The sequence below is a fragment of the Streptomyces sp. NBC_00045 genome (genome assembly GCF_045041095.1).
In the GTDB taxonomy this organism is placed as follows: domain Bacteria; phylum Actinomycetota; class Actinomycetes; order Streptomycetales; family Streptomycetaceae; genus Streptomyces.
The window spans coordinates 7,056,713-7,071,527 of record NZ_CP108271.1; the positions used below are offsets into that span (position 1 = coordinate 7,056,713).

The 14,815-nt window shown below is 68.3% G+C and carries 14 protein-coding genes and 2 pseudogenes; 3 read left to right on the forward strand and 13 right to left on the reverse strand.

The window, feature by feature from the left end:
* Positions 1-156 precede the first annotated feature (156 nt).
* Positions 157-327 carry a hypothetical protein gene (locus tag OHA65_RS32615; RefSeq protein ID WP_371645513.1) on the forward strand — a complete coding sequence of 57 codons (171 nt, stop codon included), beginning with the start codon at positions 157-159 and terminating at the stop codon, positions 325-327.
* Positions 328-407: 80 nt separating this feature from the next.
* Here OHA65_RS32615 and OHA65_RS32620 read toward each other — a convergent pair whose 3' ends face one another.
* Positions 408-851 (reverse strand): RICIN domain-containing protein, encoded by a 444-nt coding sequence (locus tag OHA65_RS32620; protein WP_327279734.1) that lies wholly within the window; start codon positions 849-851, stop codon positions 408-410.
* 832 nt (positions 852-1,683) lie between these two features.
* Between OHA65_RS32620 and OHA65_RS32625 the strand changes: the two are divergent.
* Positions 1,684-2,144: pseudogene (locus OHA65_RS32625) on the forward strand (transposase); the annotation flags it as partial.
* Between the two features lie 409 nt (positions 2,145-2,553).
* On the opposite strand, the gene OHA65_RS32630 reads toward OHA65_RS32625, so the two are convergent.
* From OHA65_RS32630 to OHA65_RS32665, 8 genes and pseudogenes are all read right to left on the reverse strand, one after another.
* Positions 2,554-3,489, reverse strand: coding sequence for a hypothetical protein (locus OHA65_RS32630; RefSeq protein WP_327279735.1), 936 nt, complete (start codon positions 3,487-3,489; stop codon positions 2,554-2,556).
* A 14-nt stretch (positions 3,490-3,503) separates the two neighbouring features.
* On the reverse strand, positions 3,504-4,379 hold the full coding sequence (locus tag OHA65_RS32635) for a papain-like cysteine protease family protein (protein ID WP_328765276.1): 876 nt from the start codon (positions 4,377-4,379) through the stop codon (positions 3,504-3,506).
* Positions 4,380-4,694: 315 nt separating this feature from the next.
* Positions 4,695-5,024, reverse strand: a pseudogene (locus OHA65_RS32640) (DNRLRE domain-containing protein); the annotation flags it as partial.
* 42 nt (positions 5,025-5,066) lie between these two features.
* Positions 5,067-5,246 (reverse strand): hypothetical protein, encoded by a 180-nt coding sequence (locus tag OHA65_RS32645; protein ID WP_327279737.1) that lies wholly within the window; start codon positions 5,244-5,246, stop codon positions 5,067-5,069.
* Positions 5,247-5,270: 24 nt separating this feature from the next.
* Positions 5,271-5,837, reverse strand: a complete 567-nt coding sequence (locus OHA65_RS32650) for a hypothetical protein (protein ID WP_371645518.1) — start codon at positions 5,835-5,837, stop codon at positions 5,271-5,273.
* 147 nt (positions 5,838-5,984) lie between these two features.
* Positions 5,985-7,970 (reverse strand): RICIN domain-containing protein, encoded by a 1,986-nt coding sequence (locus OHA65_RS32655; protein ID WP_405763020.1) that lies wholly within the window; start codon positions 7,968-7,970, stop codon positions 5,985-5,987.
* 1,257 nt (positions 7,971-9,227) lie between these two features.
* Complete coding sequence (locus OHA65_RS32660) at positions 9,228-9,692, reverse strand: winged helix-turn-helix domain-containing protein (protein WP_405763021.1); 465 nt, start codon at positions 9,690-9,692, stop codon at positions 9,228-9,230.
* A 5-nt stretch (positions 9,693-9,697) separates the two neighbouring features.
* Positions 9,698-9,988: a helix-turn-helix domain-containing protein gene (locus OHA65_RS32665; RefSeq protein ID WP_405763023.1), complete on the reverse strand. Its 291-nt coding sequence runs from the start codon at positions 9,986-9,988 to the stop codon at positions 9,698-9,700.
* Positions 9,989-10,573: 585 nt separating this feature from the next.
* On the opposite strand from OHA65_RS32665, the gene OHA65_RS32670 reads away from it, so the two are divergent.
* The gene (locus OHA65_RS32670; RefSeq protein WP_405763025.1) at positions 10,574-11,686 is read left to right on the forward strand and encodes a hypothetical protein; all 1,113 of its coding nucleotides are present in this window, start codon (positions 10,574-10,576) and stop codon (positions 11,684-11,686) included.
* 331 nt (positions 11,687-12,017) lie between these two features.
* On the opposite strand, the gene OHA65_RS32675 is transcribed toward OHA65_RS32670, so the two are convergent.
* Genes OHA65_RS32675 through OHA65_RS32690 form a run of 4 tightly spaced genes read right to left on the reverse strand, consistent with a single transcriptional unit; the run spans position 12,018 to position 14,806 of the window.
* Positions 12,018-13,463 (reverse strand): cytochrome P450, encoded by a 1,446-nt coding sequence (locus OHA65_RS32675; RefSeq protein ID WP_405757957.1) that lies wholly within the window; start codon positions 13,461-13,463, stop codon positions 12,018-12,020.
* Positions 13,460-14,083, reverse strand: coding sequence for a GTP-binding protein (locus tag OHA65_RS32680; protein WP_405763027.1), 624 nt, complete (start codon positions 14,081-14,083; stop codon positions 13,460-13,462). The genes OHA65_RS32675 and OHA65_RS32680 overlap by 4 nt, the downstream gene beginning before the upstream one ends.
* On the reverse strand, positions 14,064-14,420 hold the full coding sequence (locus OHA65_RS32685) for a DUF742 domain-containing protein (RefSeq protein WP_327279743.1): 357 nt from the start codon (positions 14,418-14,420) through the stop codon (positions 14,064-14,066). Before OHA65_RS32685 ends, OHA65_RS32680 begins: the two co-directional genes overlap by 20 nt.
* Positions 14,417-14,806 (reverse strand): roadblock/LC7 domain-containing protein, encoded by a 390-nt coding sequence (locus OHA65_RS32690; RefSeq protein WP_053788756.1) that lies wholly within the window; start codon positions 14,804-14,806, stop codon positions 14,417-14,419. Before OHA65_RS32690 ends, OHA65_RS32685 begins: the two co-directional genes overlap by 4 nt.
* Positions 14,807-14,815: the final 9 nt, after the last annotated feature.

The window sequence follows — 14,815 nt, forward strand, 5'->3', positions numbered from 1 at the left end:
CCGGCGCTCGGCGAAGCGGCCGAGCCGGACAGCTCAGGCCGTCCAGGTGCTTCGTCTGTTGGCCGGTGTCGAGGTAGCAGTCGGCGCGTGTGGCCTCAACGGGAGCCGTGGCGCCAGGCTTCAGGTCCACTCAAACTGGGGGTTTGGCTCCGGCAAGTGACCTGTGTGCAGGCCCCTGCCGCGTCCGCTGCGACCTTCACCGCCGAGCTAGTGGCCCGCAACAGCCGGCGGTGCGTGTCGGTGGACGGCGCGAGCACCGCCAACAGAGCGGGGATCATCCAGTACGACCGTGTCGGCGGCACCAACCAGTACTTCCGTCTCGGCTGAGCGGACTACGAGCAGGTCCGCCCTTCCGTGGCGGTGCCCGGGCCGGCCGCAGGCCGGCCCGGGCAATCGGTCCCGGACTTCTACTCCATGAACCGGAAGGTCCACGCCTGGCGTCGGTTGTTGACGTCGAGTGGCCTCAGGGCGACACGGGGCGGGAAGATCCGCAGCAGGCTGAGGTCCAGGGCCAGCTCCGCTCCGTCGACAGGGCCTCCGGGGACGACGACGTGGAAGGAGTGCGGCTCCGCGCTCTGATAGAGCGCCCACTCGCGCGGATCGGGGTACCCGACCACGGGCTTGTTCATCTCCGGGTCGCCGTCGTAGGAGAGATAGGTTCCGCCGCGGAGATTGCGGATCGTACAGTTGCCGTTGCTGAGCGACTCCAGCTGCCACTCCTGCTCGCCGGGGCTGCCGGTGGGCGGCAGCAGGAAGACGGGTGTCTTCGGCTCCGACGCCCCTCCTTCCAGCGTAAGCAGCTGCTCGGGGGGACCGCTGATCGTGTAGAGGCCGTTCGGTACGGGTGCCAAGGCCGGCTCCGCTTCTGACGCGCGGCGCCCGCGCGGGGTCGCCGCTGATCTTCTGGGCTGACGGATCCCTTCCCGGCCAACGCGCGGCAAAGATCGGAAACGCTCTGCGTCACCCTTCGGGAGGACAACGTCCTCGGTCGGGTGGCCCCCTCCGCGGGCCCACACGGACGCCCGGAGTCATCGCGCAGTGATGCTGCGCAGTCGTGGTGTTTCCGATCCCTGATTCTGTGTCAGAAAAGTCAGCAATAGGTCAGCGCGGGTCCTGAAAGATCTGGGGACAGCTGACCGAACATGCGAATCGTTGTAGGCTCCGGAGACCGCCCTTGACCTGAATTGACCAGGCAGGGAGCAGACAAATCGGGAGTTTCTCCGCGTTTCGTACAATGTTCAAGTCCAACACCTGACATCTGGGCGTTTCCGCAGGTCACACGGCTGCTGTGGGTGCCCGGGTCAGCAAACACTCAGCATCGGACCGGACCGTGTCCCGCCGACGCTGACCTACGGGCCTGACGGCGGGGGCTGGTCCGATGGCCTCCCGGCCCGTATCGGAAGACTCCCGCTCGTGCACTGACTGCTCGCCCGTGGTGTGGGTGGGTTCCGCGAGCACTGGGACTGCGCCAAGCTCCTCCGTCCCCGTCCCCGTCCCCGTCCCCGTCCCCGTTCGCGTCCCCGTTCGCGTGGGCGCGATGCGGTCCGGGACGCCTTGGCGGACTACGTGGTGGGGATCTCCACCACCCTCTCGGCTCGGCCCGGCGAGGCAGTGCCGGTGGCCGAGCCATACTCCGAGAGCGGACGGCCACCCGTGGCGAAGTGCCCGGACAAGCCGCGGTCGGTGAAACAGCTGGTCATCGAGGCAGGCAGGAAGCGGCGAAGCCGGTGCAATGGCGTGAGGGCTCCCGGCCCGGCACCGGCAAGAGCGGTCTGAAGCGGATGTACGCGCGGTTCGTGGCCTTGCGGATCCGGCCCGCCGGCGAGGTCCGCCAAGCCGTTGACGGCCCGGAGCTGCCCGAGTGCTGGCTCCCGGCCGAGTAGCCCGCCGACCAGGGCGAACCTGTCCAGTTCTGGCTCTCCGACCTGCCCGCCAACACCCCGCTGACCACCCTGGTCCGCCTGGCGAAACTCCGCTGGCGCATCGAGCACGACTACCGCGAGATGAAACAGGCCCTGGGACTGGCCCACTTCGAGGGCCGCACCTGGGGCGGCTGGCACCACCACGGCACCCTCGTGTCCGTCGCACACGCCTTCTGCACCCTCCAGCGGCGGGCAGCCCCCAAAGGAACGGCATCGGCCTGAGCCTCTACCGGATCGTCCGCGAACTGCAGAGCCTGGACGTCGGATTCGTACGGTCCGGGACTGCGCGGTCGAAGGTTGCCGCTACCACCGAGACTGGAGCATCCCGGCCCTGCACGGCCGTTCGAGACCTTGAGGTCAGGAGCGACCACATCTCCGGTGGGGGATGCGAAGCGAAACGTTGCCCCGCTTGTGATCACATCTCCGCGTACCCGAGAGAGACGTAGCACGCGCCTCCCCCTGCGCCGCGGCGCTCGCTCCGCCCCTCACCACCAGAGACACGGCGCCACCGCTTACGTGGCGCACGATCTCCTCCGCGGAACAGGCCCTCGGCAGCGCGCCGCGCCCCCGGAAGTTGCACCGGCGCCGGCCCACGTATCCCTGTGGACCGACGCCGGGTGGATCTGTGCGGTTAGCGCACGGCGGCGGCCGGCCGTCGGCGGCGCGCGTACACCACCGCACCGGCGATTGCCGCCAGGGCTGCGGCCCCGGTGGCGGAGATCGGCTGCCAGGACGCCTCCGTCGCCGGTTTCCCGGATGCGGCGGCGACCTGCTCCGGCTGGTCCTCCACGAGGCCGCCGTACCCGCCGGCCAGGCCCTTGCGGTCGTACTCCGAGCCGGGCATCTTGTCGCCGTAGCGGGCGGTGACCAGCTTCTGGTAGGCGGCGAGGGTGATGCCGCGCTTTCCGCCGAGGCCGCTGTTCGCCTCCTCGTTGAGCGGCTCGACCATGCCTTCGGCGGTGAGCCGGTACCAGGCGTGGATCTGCGGCTCCGTGAAGGTACGGGCCTGTGGAGTGCCGCGCTCGGCGAAGCCGACCTCGGCGTCCCCGTCCCGGATGCCGGCCAGCTGCCAGCCCTCGGCGCCGACGTTCTGCGGGCCGCTTCCGGTGGTAGGGGTGTTCCCCTTGGGTGCGAGCAGTACGGCGGCGTTCTTGCCGTCGGAGGCGGTCACCCGGGAGGCCAGGTAGGAGAGCCGGATCGCGGTCTGCGGGGTCGCCTGGGTCTTGCCGGTCACGAACTCGGGGCTGATCTCGAACATCGGCACCGGGTCCTTGAGATCGAACCCGGGCGGCGCGGCGACCGCGGCGGGTGCGTTGCCAGGGGTGCCGACGGTGCCGCCGTCCGCGCCGGGGCCCGTGCCGTGCTGCCGGGCCGAAACCAGGAAGCGGGAGACCGTGTCGCGGAGTTGGTCGCTCCGGACGGCCTGCTGGGCGGACGGGTAGCCCGCGATGCCGTCGCCCTCCGCAGCCTGTGCGGGAACGATTCCGCTCAGGGCGGCGGCGAGCGCGGCCGTGGCGAGGGCGGCGGCCCGGACTGCCGCGTGCTTGGTGTGTCGCGTGGTCTGCATGGTCGGTCTTCTCCTCAGCCCTGGATCCCGATGCGGGAGTGGGTCCACTGGAACGAGTTGTTGTTCACGTAAGTGGCGTGGTTCCACCAGGTGTAGGTCTGGGTGGTCTGCCACGGGTCCCCGACCGCGACCATGTTGGTGGCGCTGTCGTAGCCGTAGATGACGTTCATGTGACCACCGCCGGTGCGCCAGCCGATCCGGACGGCGAACGGCCGGCCTGCGGCTATCTCGGCGGCCGACTCACTGAACGAGGCGTTGCGGTACAGGCTGCGGCCGCTGTTGCTCAGCCCCAGCCGGGCCAGGCCGTTGGCCATGTCTTCCAGCGTCGCGGGCTGGTTGTTGCAGTCCACCCAGGAGCCCTGGGCAGCGAGTTGGCAGAACTGCTCCTGGCTGACGGAGCGGCCCCAGCGTTTGGCGATGGTCACGCCGGAGGCGTCCCAGCACCACTGAGTCCTGACCTGCTTCTGCATGTCGATCTTGAGCGTCTTCGCGGTCGTGGGGGTAGGGGTGGGGGTGGGTTTCGGATTCGGGTTCGGGCTCGAACCGCAGACCGGCAGGGCGGTGGTGTTCTCGTTGATGAAGGTGTCGGCGATGTAGTACGAGCCGGTGAAGATCCACCGCGGGTTGTTCTCCACGGTGTCGCCGGTGGTCCGGCAGGACATCTGGACCTTTTCGCCTACCTTCGAGGAGCCGTTCACCTGGGCCGAGAGGGACGGCTTGGCCCGGTGGTTGACGGTCTTGTAGTTGCTCTGCCCGCCGATGACCGTGCCGCTGACCGCATCGGCCTGGGCGAGGGCATTGAAACCGAACATCAGACCGCCGGCGAGTGAGGCGGTGCTCGCGGCCGTCAGAGCTTTCTTGCGGCGGGACGTGCGACGTTTGTGCATCATGCTCCTTGGTCTGAGAAATGCTTGGAACTTGCTTGACCGGCAACCTGGTCGTCCGGTGTGCGGGACACATACCGGGGGGTGCGGCTGCGGCCCCTGGCTCGGCGGCCCCGCACTCCGTCGGGTGGTTACTTCGGGCCGAAGGTGAGGAGGAGCTGCGGAGTGGCGTCCGTAGCCGTTGATTCCTTGGACCAGATCCACAGCGGGTCGGTGCCCGTGCTGGTCAGGGCCATGCTGGCTGGTGCCCAGCGACGCGGAGAGTGTGGCGGTGGCCAGCTGGGCGCTGTGGACGGCTGAGCCGTCGGGGATGGCCGCGAACGTGCCGAGCGGCGTGGTGCCTAGGGTGGGCTTGGTGGTGAATGTCGTGCCCGTGCTGCTCCAGGTGCCGGTGACCGGGACTAGGGAGACGGTGTCGGCCGTGCCGACGCCCGTCTGGTTCGAGGTCTTGAACTGGAGTGCGGCGGCCTTCAGGGCCTGGCCGACCGGGGCGGCCGGCAGGTTGAAGCGCAGGTAGGTCTCGCACGCCGGGTTGCCACGCACGGCAAGCGAGGTGGACGTGCCGTTAGTGGCTCTCGGGGCGCCCTGGTCGGTATAGGTGTCCTCGGCCACGGTGACCTTGGTGAGCGTGTCGGAGGGGGCCTTGACCACGTTGTAGTGGTTCTGGATCTGGGCCTGGGTCAGCGCCGACGGCTAGATGGCTGTCTCGTCGATCTGGCCGGAGAAGAAGTTGCTCGTCGGACGGTCCGGCCACCAGTAGAGCTCGTCGCCCCCGATGTGCCAGTAGCCCGCGTACGGCTGGATGCCGCTGGTGTTGCCGCTGACGGAGGAGTCGGCCACGTACGGGCTGGTGGAACGCAGGCCTGGGCTCACACGACGGCCTGGTTACCGACCGCTTCACCCGTCGCCCCGCGCCTGCCTGCGGGCTCGGGCCCGGCGGACCAGCAGCATCCCGCCAGCGGCCCCCGCGAGGGCGGGCGATGCGGATGCGGCGGCCGAGGGCACGTCCGTGGCCGAGGGGCTCGCAGGAGCGGGAGCGGTGGGCGTGGCGGAAGTGCTGGGTGGCGCCGTGTCGACGACCGGTACGGAGACCTCGCGTTCGGCGTGTCCCAGTGAGGGGAACCCGACGTGGACGTGCACCTTCCAGGTTCCGGCCGGCAGGACCTCGGCCGTGCTCCAGCCGGTGCGCGTGCCCGCGTCCCGGACCAGCTTCCAGGGGCCCAGCGCGCGGCTCCCGTCCGCGCTGGTCGCGTTCACCGTGGCGGCGACCGCCTCCTCGATGGCTTCCCCGTGGTTCTCCCAGGTGATGTCGGTGGTGAGGTGGCCCTCCCGCTGCCCGTTGATCACGACCTTGACGGTGTCGCCGTGGGCCTGGGCCGGGGTCGCCAGGGCCACGGCCTGGGCGAGGAGGAGGAACAGGACCCCGAGTCCGGTACGGGCGGGGAAGCTGTGGCGTGTACGCATCGTTGTGGTGCTCCCTGGTGCGGTGGGATGCGAGTGGCCGCCACCGCTGCGGTGCGGTGCGGTGGAGGTGCGGTGCCGTGAGGGAGCCGGCGGACGGCCGCATGGGGAATACAGCCGTCCGCCGACGGTTGATCAGACGGTCGAAGGTCAGCCGACCTTCTGGACCGTCCAGACCTGGGACGCGCGCCCGTCGGCACGCTGGAGGTCGAGCAGCCAGTCCCCGTAGTACGGCCGGTTGCTCACGGTGAGGGCGTAGCCGCCGCTCGAGTCGGTAATGGGGGTGGTGCCGGAGCGTGAGTTCAGCTTCCACTGCTGGTTGGGGGCGTTGCCGCACGCCTGCTGGGCGATCCACATGCCAGGGGCGGGGGCGCCGCCCGCCTGCAGGCACTTGCCCGAGACCGCGGACTTGATACGGACCAGGCCGCCGCCCGCGTCCTCGAACAGCCACTGCTGCTGCGCGTAGCCGTTGGCCCGTGCGCCCACGAGGAGGGTGCCGTCGGCGGCGCGGCCGCCCCACAGCTCGGCGGCCATGCCGGTACTGCCGTTGCCGAAGGTGTAGCGGGTGCCGGGGGTCGTGGTGCCACCGCCGGCGCTGGTGGTGCGGAAGGTGGTGACGCTGCCGGGGCCGCTGTCACGGCCGGCTGCGTCGCGCACCGAGACAGCGAGTTTGTACTCCGTGCCGGACTGGAGGTTGTAGATGTTCAGCGTCTGGGACTGGACCCAGGTGAGGTGCTTGCCGTTGAGGAGCACCTGGTACCAGGCGGCGCCGTCGACCTTGGGCCAGCTTGCCACCGCGGAGTTGGACCGGACCTGGCCGACGGTCACGGCCGGCCCGCCACCGGGCTTCTTGGTCGGGGTGGGGGTGGGCTTCGTGGTGGGCTGCGGGTTGGGGTCGGGGTTCGGGTTGCCGCCCTTGCCCTTCATCAGGAACTGGTTGTTCGCGATGTTCCAGTGCGTGGCGAGGTAGCTGCCGGCCTTGGGGTTGGTGTGGAAGTAGTCGTCGTGGTTGCAGTCCAGGATGTTCTCGGCTGCCTGGTTGGTGCACACGTTGCGCATCTGCGGGTAGTACGGGGTGTCCGAGTAGCACATGACGTCCCACTCGTCCGTGCAGTGGGCGCCGCGGCTGGTGTTGGGGGCGCTGTTGTTGACCGCGCCGAGGTTGTGGCCGAGTTCGTGCGCCGCGGTGTGGCCGCCCCAGCAGCCGGAGTCCGTACGGCCGTAGGAGGGGCCGAAGTTGCTCTGGTTGTCCTGGCCGGGGCGCTCGTCGCCCGCGAAGGTGCCGATGCCGCAGTAGACCTGGGTGTCGGAGAAGATCATGTACTTGCGGTCGCGGCGGTCGAGGCCCTTGGCGGCCAACGCGTTGTTGGTCGCGCTGAACTCAGCGAGCGCCGAGGCGGGGAGCTCGATGTTGAGCACGGTCGGCGTGCAGTCCGCGGCCGTCACGTAGCGGATGTGGCGGATGCCGCCGGTCTCCTGGGCGCTCGTCGAGTAGATGAGGTCGGCGTCGGCCGCCCACTTGCGGAACGAGGCGACGTACTCGGAGTAGCGGTCGCGGTCGGAGCCGTGGACGTACACGACCTGGACGCGGTTGCCGCTGCTGCCGTCGCCGTCGCACTGGACGGTCTGCCCCGCGGGACCGGCGGCCACGGTCTGGCCGCTGCCGCCAGCGGGTGCCGGGGCCTTCGACGCCGGGGTCTTGGCGGTGGCCGCGTCGGCGGCGGGCGCGTCCTGAGGACGCCCGCCGCCTTCGGCGGCAGCCGCTTCGCCGGATTCCGGGCTGGCCGGATCGGCCGCCACGGCCTTCGTCTTGACCGCAGGGGCGACGTCGGCCTTGATGTCGACGTCCTTCGGCGGGGCGTCGGGGCCGTGGCTGCAGAGCCCGGCTTCCGTGCGGTAGACGCCGACGCACTTGTCGCCCTTCGGCGCGGCCTTGAGGCCGTCGAAGACCATGCCGCGCGCGGTGTCGTTGGCGGGTGCGTCCGCGATGGCCGCGGGCTCCGCATCGCGGACTGGTGCGGCGGCCGGTACGAGGGTGTCCGCGGCTGCGTCGGCCTGAGTGGTGGTCTCCGCCTGGGCGTTGTCGCCCAGTCCGGAGTAGGCGATGCCCCCCGCTATCACTGCCGCCGATGCCATGGCGGCAGTGAGGAGTATCAACCGGCGCGGTTTGCGCCGGTGTTCACGTTTCTTTCGACGGCTACCCGTCATGCGCACCTCAAATCCTTGGTCGGAGGAGTGGGTGCACGAAACCCTGCCAGACGGGCGAGGTGGAAAATTCGGACAAACAGGAATGGGCTTTGAGGTATCTGACCGTTACCTTGGTGGTCAAATTTGATGATCTGTCAACTCTGTTTAAGAGTAATCTAGTTATGCGTGTAGACCAGGAAAGGTCCAGGCTTTTTCGATGGCGTCGTTATGGAATCGAGATAATTAATGAGGCTTGTTGACGGTAATTCAGTCAGAGATTCACCTATTTACTACCGGCCGAATTCCTCCTGTTACGAGCAGTGAGGAATCCCTCCGCTCCGCCTGAGGATGACGACTCGGCGATGCGGAGGCCTTGATGCGTGACGGGTCCAGTTGCCGACGGTTTGTGCACCCTGGGCCCGAACTGACCTCCTATGCGGGGATCTTCGTCTCGTATCCCGTCGCACTCACGCCCCCTGCAGGGTGATCGGCACACACCGGGCCGTGTGTCACTGGTGGACCCTTCCGCCTCCTCGCCATCCTGGCCCGGGTTGGCCGTCATCGACTGGACGGCGTGCGGGTGGAAGCGGAGGTGCATGCGATGGAGTGCGGCCGCCATCCCGCGCAGGGGTGCCGCCGAGGCACTCCCGGAGGGGTATCGCGCCGTTCCCACACGACTCAGCAAGGTGGAGGTGGTCGCGTTCCAGCGCGACAGGCTCGTCCTCGGCCGAGCGGTCGAGGTCCGCGACCGCGGCCGCGGAAGACCCGTTGCACGACTCCTGGCCGCGCCCGCTGCCCGAAGCCCACGACCTACCCCGACCCGCCCCGCGAAACCGCCGGGGCTGACGATCTGATCCGAGCTGCAGTGACCCTGTTCGACGCAGCGGCAGCGGCGCACGCTCACTACCGGACCGGACCGGACCGGACCGGACCGGACCGGACCGGACCGGACCGGACCGGCCCGCCCGCAGAAGCCGTCTCCGCCCTGGCAGCCACGACCGCCACAGCCGCCAACCCGGTGAACCTATTGATCAGAAACTCAAAGGGTTCTCGTTGAGGGTGCAGCGGACGCGGGGGCTGTGGAAGTAGCCGCGGACGATGTGGGGCTGGCGTTGGCGTCTGCGGAAGAACCGGCGGGTCTCGGCAGCGTGTTCGGCCTGGTTTCGGGCCCGGTGGCCTTTGGGCGGGCTGTGCTTGAGGTCGGCGTTAAGCAGCTACCTTGTGGTCGAAGTGCCCGACGAGCCGCTCCAGGAAGCGGCACATCACGGTGACGTCGAAGGTCTCGGTGAAGACCATGAAGTGCATCCGGCCCTTGGTGCTGATCGCGGACATCGCGGACATCGCGTTCAACGAGAACCGGTTGCCCGTGCGCCGCACGATCGGGGTACGCCCCTTCTCCCCCCAGGTCCGGCCGGTGACCTGGTCGGAACGGACACCGACCTGGTTGGCGAAGAGGATCTCACCGCCCTCGGCCTTCGCCCTGGCCCGGGTTGCCGGCCAGGTCTCCTCGTGCCAGCGCCGCACCGCCTCGGGATCCTGTTCCACCGCCCGCTTGTCGGGACGCTGGAAAGAAAGCCCCCACCGTTTGGGGTACTTGCCCACCCCTGGTTCGGTCAGCCGCACCCGGTACAGCTTCGCGATCAGGTCACCGATCAGCCTCCGCGTCCACAACTGCCCTACCAGGCCGACATCGCACGGCCGATATCAAGTACGGCTTGGCGCGCGGCGGCCTGCTCGGCCTCGCCCAGCACCTGATGAACCCCCACCGGACGGCCCTTCGGCCGCGCGAGCAGTGCGTCCCGGCCTCCGGCCTGCCACTTCGCCCACCAGTTGTCCACGGCCTTCAGCGACACACGACGCAACGTCCTCGCGGTCTCGCCCTGCCACCAGCGCGGCCACCGGCTGCGACCGCAGAACTTCTGTGCCGACGGCGGCAGATGCCGCGCGTCCCCCAGCAGATCACTCACACCCAGCTCAACGACCCAGAATCACAAGCGTTTCGGATCAATAGCTTTGGGGTCGAATTTGAGCCAAGTTGACCCAGAAGGATCGTTTCATTCCCCGCAAACCGGCCTTAATCGTGGTCCGAGGACGGCTACGCGGGGTTGCGGATTGGCCGGGGTGGGCGCACGTTTTGGTGCACCAAAGGGTGGGAACGGTTTGGCGTCCGTCCTCGTGGCAGCAGTGGATCGTCAGCCTATAGGCGTCTCGGAGGGAGAAACCATGCCCCAGGAACTGACATTCGCGATCCTCGCCCAGTCCCCGATCAAGGGGTGTGACCCGGACGCGCCAGAGACCGCCACGGGATGGTCTCGGGCTCGTGACGGGGCGTCACCGGTTCTATCGCTGCGGTGCCGGGACTCCGATGGTCGGCTCGTCGTGCTCGCACAGCATCCGCATGTCCCGACTACGCAGGTGCCTTCGCAGGACCTATGTGCAGCACGTTCACTTCCTCGCCCACTGCATGGGTTCCGCCAGCCCCTGTAACTGCTCAGGGCACGGCCGGAGCGACACGCAACATCGATGCGCGCCGAAAGGGAAGCAGGGATCTCATGACAGTGCAGGCCATCAAGCTGCCCATACTGCGGATGCCGTACCCGGTGCGGGTGAATCCGTATCTGCTGGCCCTGCGCGAGGAGACCGAGACGTGGGCGCGAGAGATGGGCATGCTGGACAGCGACGAAGCACCGTCGCCCCACCGGGCGATCTGGACCCTGTCCCAGTTCCACGCCATGGCCGTTGACCAGCTGACCGCCTGGGCTCTTCCTGACGCCTCACTCGCCGACCTCCGGCTCAATCACCAGTTCAACCTCTGGGCTCTGGCCTGGGACGACTACTTCGCCTCCGCCTTCAAACGGACGGGCGACCTCACAGGCGCACAAGCCTTCACGGCCCGCCTCCATGCCTTCCTGCCGACGGAGCCGGGCGCCCGGTTGCCGGCCCCGACCAATGCCGTCGAAAGGGGCATGGCCGACCTCCAGCAACGGCTGTTCCCTCCGAGAATGGCGCACTGGCGGCAGGGGCTCAACCATGCCCTGGCAAGGTACATCGACGCGGGAGTTCAGGAACTGGCCAACAGCCGCGCCGGCCGTGTCCCGGATCTCATCGAGTATGCCCAGTTCCGCCGTGAAAGCTTTGCCGCCTATACCGCCCCCTACTCCGTCGAACTCTCCACTGGCGCACGGATCCCTGAGCAGATCCGACACAGCCGAGCCTTCTGCGCATTGCTCGACGCCTTCATGGACTACATGGGAATGGCGAACGACATTGCCTCCTACCAGCGGGAAATTCATGACGAACACGACGTCAACAACCTCGTCATCGTCCTCCAAACATCCCTGCGCATCACCGTCCAGGAGGCGATGCAGGCGGCCGCCGATCTGGTGACCGCCCGACTGCGCCACTTCGAGCACCTCACACGGAGCGAACTGCCACCGGTCGTCCAGCGAGCCCGGTTGAACCACGGCGAACGGATCGGGCTGGAGGCGTGGCTCCGGGGAGCTTCCAGTTTCCTGTCCGGCCTCCATGCGTGGTACACCGGGGCGCCCCGCTACGCTCCGGCAGACGGTCCGTTCAAAGAGCAACGGACTCCCACCGCCGTTGTGCCCGCCGGCGAGCGGTATGTCTCAGCGTCATCAGGCCTCATAACGTCGACGCACGCGTGAAGGGCGCCGCACGACGAGCGCGAAGTGGGCGCCGAGTGGTTCATCGTGGTCCACCTGTCCGCACTGGATACGCGGCAACTACGAACGGGCGAGCGCTGCCCACCGGGCGCTGCACCGCGGAGAAAGTCCGGCCCGGCCGCAGACGCCGAACGCAGGGGCCGGGGAGCTGTGGACGATCTGATGTTCCCACACAGCCGCTTTCGACTCAGGAGCCGCGCCCGACGGTACGAGCACTTGGTTGGTGCTCGCCCAGCTCGGAGGAGGCTGCCGGCCCACGCCGTCCGGCAGCCTCCTCGGCTGTGGTGCTCGGCTCTGATGGGAGCTGCCAGGCCTACCGCCTCCGCAGAAGCCGCCTCAGCCGCGCCCGCCACGAGGTGCGGGGTTCGGTTGGGTGAGACAACTCGCGCTCCGACACCGGCCATTGGGACGCCGTCGGAATGCTGCTGCTCGGCAGGGGCGCGGCCGGCAGCGGTGTCAGCACATCATGGGCTTCCGGACTGCGGGACGCGAACTTCACGGGCAGTGACGTGAGATGCCGGGACCAGGTGGAGGAGCGCCAGGTGAGCTCTTCCTTGGGCACGGCCAGGCTGATGTCGGGAAGCCGGGTGAGCAGGATGTCGATGCCGGTGTCGGCGATGACACGGCCGATGTCCTGGCCGGGGCACTCATGGGCGCCGGCGCTGAAGGACAGGTGCGCGCGGTTGTGGTGCACACGGGTCGAGGGGTCTGGGCGGACCACCTGATCGACGTTCCCGGCGGCCAGGCCCAGCAGGAGCATGTCTCCCGCCTTGATCTCCTGCCCGCCGAGGGAGGTGTCACCGGTGGCCCAGCGGCCCGGGCACACCATCAGCGGTGGCTCGTCCCAGAGCACTTGCTCCACTGCTTCCGGCAAGGTCATCTGGCCGCCGGCCAACGACCCCCGGAACCGCGGGTCGGTGACCACCATGCGCAGCACGTTGGACATGAGATTGGCGGTCGTCTCATAGCCCGCGAGCAGGATGAGGCGCAGGTGGTGCTGCACCTCCTCGTCCGTGAGGCCGGCCGGGTGGGCCATCAGTACGGATGCGATGTCCTGCCCGGGCAGGGCGCGCTTGGCCACGACGAGCTGATCGAGGGTCTCCAGCACATAGGCGTTGCTCGCGAGCGACGTTTCGGTGCCCTTGAAGAGGTCCCGGGCGGCGTGCACGAGCTTGGGACCGTACTCGTCCGGCATTCCGAGCAGGTGGGTAAGAACGAGCATGGGCAGGTGCTCGGTGAACTGACCAACCAGCTCCGCCTTGCCCGTTTCGCAGAAATCATCGATCAGCTGATGCGCGAAGCGGGTGATGTGGCGGCGGATTCCGCGTTGGTCGAACTGGCTGAGGCCGGCCGTGACCGCGCCCCGCAGGCGCTGGTGCTCTTCGCCGTCCGCACATACGCAGTCGGGTCGCCAGCCGATCATCGGTACCAGCGGCGAGGTGGTGGCGTCGATCTCGCCACTCTTCCAGCCGTGCCAGGTGCGGGGGTCGCGGGAGAACTGGGTGGAGCGGCTGGCCACATCACGGTTCTCGAGGTATCCCAGGACGAGCCAGGCCCGTACGTCCCCGTCGAGCAGGACGGGCGCCACCGGACCGTGGGCGGCACGCAACTTTTCGTACAGGCCCATGGGGTCGGTCTCGGCCGCGGCGCCCCAGAGCGGGGTCGCTGCGTCGAGTCCCGTGGCGGTGTGGGCCGGACAACCCGGGGGCGGGGTGAGCCCTGGTTCGGTGGTGGTGTGGTCAGTGGGTGGGACGGTCATACGGACTCCTGAGCGGCGGCGAGGGTGCACAGGTAGCCCATCAGCGAGAGCAAGGCGTCGCGGCTGGACGACCGGTCGCGTGCGTCACAGGTGATGATGGGCACCGATTCGTTGAGCGCCAGAGCAGTACGCAGGGCTGGTACCGGGTGCTGCGGCGCTTCGGGGAATGTGTTGACGGCCACGACGAAGGGGACGCAGCGGTCTTCCAGACGGGTGATGATCTCGAAACAGACTTCGATCCTTCGGGTGTCGACGAGGACCACGGCACCGAGCGCGCCTTCGAAGATGCCGTTCCACAGGAACCAGAAGCGCTCCTGTCCCGGCGTCCCGAAGAGATAGAGGATCAGCTCCTCGTTGATGCTGATGCGGCCGAAGTCCAGAGCAACGGTCGTGGTGTTCTTGCCTTCCGCACCGGGATTGTGGTCGATCCCGACGCCGGCCTGAGTCATGGTTTCTTCGGTGGTCAGGGGCGGGATCTCGCTCACCGCCTTGACCATGGTCGTCTTGCCCACCCCGAAGCCGCCGACAATCACGACCTTGACTCCCCTGGCGCCGTGCGGCAGCAGCACGTCTGAGCGGCGGGGGCCGGCGGCGGGAGCGTCAGAGCCTACGTAGTCCATGGATCACCGCCTCCAGAAGGCCAAGTTCGGGGACCGCCGCGACAGGTACGGGAGCAGTAGCCTGAACCCGCTCGTTGTCCACGAGCTTGGAGAGCAGCACCGTGATGACGCTGAACGGCAGGCTGAGGTACGCGGAAATCTCGGCCACCGACAGCGGGTATTGGCACATGGTGAGGATGGCTGCCTGCTCGGGCTGCATACCGGGTTCGGGTGCGGACCTCGATGCGACGAGGGTGACCAGGTTGAAGGCTTTGGCTGAGGAACCTGGGCCACCGGAGATGACATAAAGCGGCACGGGACTGCCTTCGTCCCATGCGTCCTGGTTCTGTAACGTCACATCGCCTGCCCGACGTCCTCACGAGGCGGGCTGGTCATGTGCTGGCCGATCCGGACCACCAGCGTACGCATGCGGTCGCCCAGCAACCCCGCGTCCACCTCCGCATCGGCCAGCACCGCGAGATAGGCCCCGGGTCCGGCCGCCATGAGGGAAAAGTATCCGCCGTCGACTTCGATCCCGACCATGTGGGTCGAGCCGTCTCCGTGCGGGAACTTCTGGGCGATGGCCTTCGCCAGGCTTTGGATGCCCGAGCAGGCAGCGGCGATCGCGTCAGCGGTGTCGGGCTCCGTGTTCGCTTGACCGATGCACAGACCGTCCGACGACAACACGACCACGTGTCGCACATACGGGACGCTGGCTGCGAGCTCCTTGAGCATCCAGTCCATGTTGGGCAG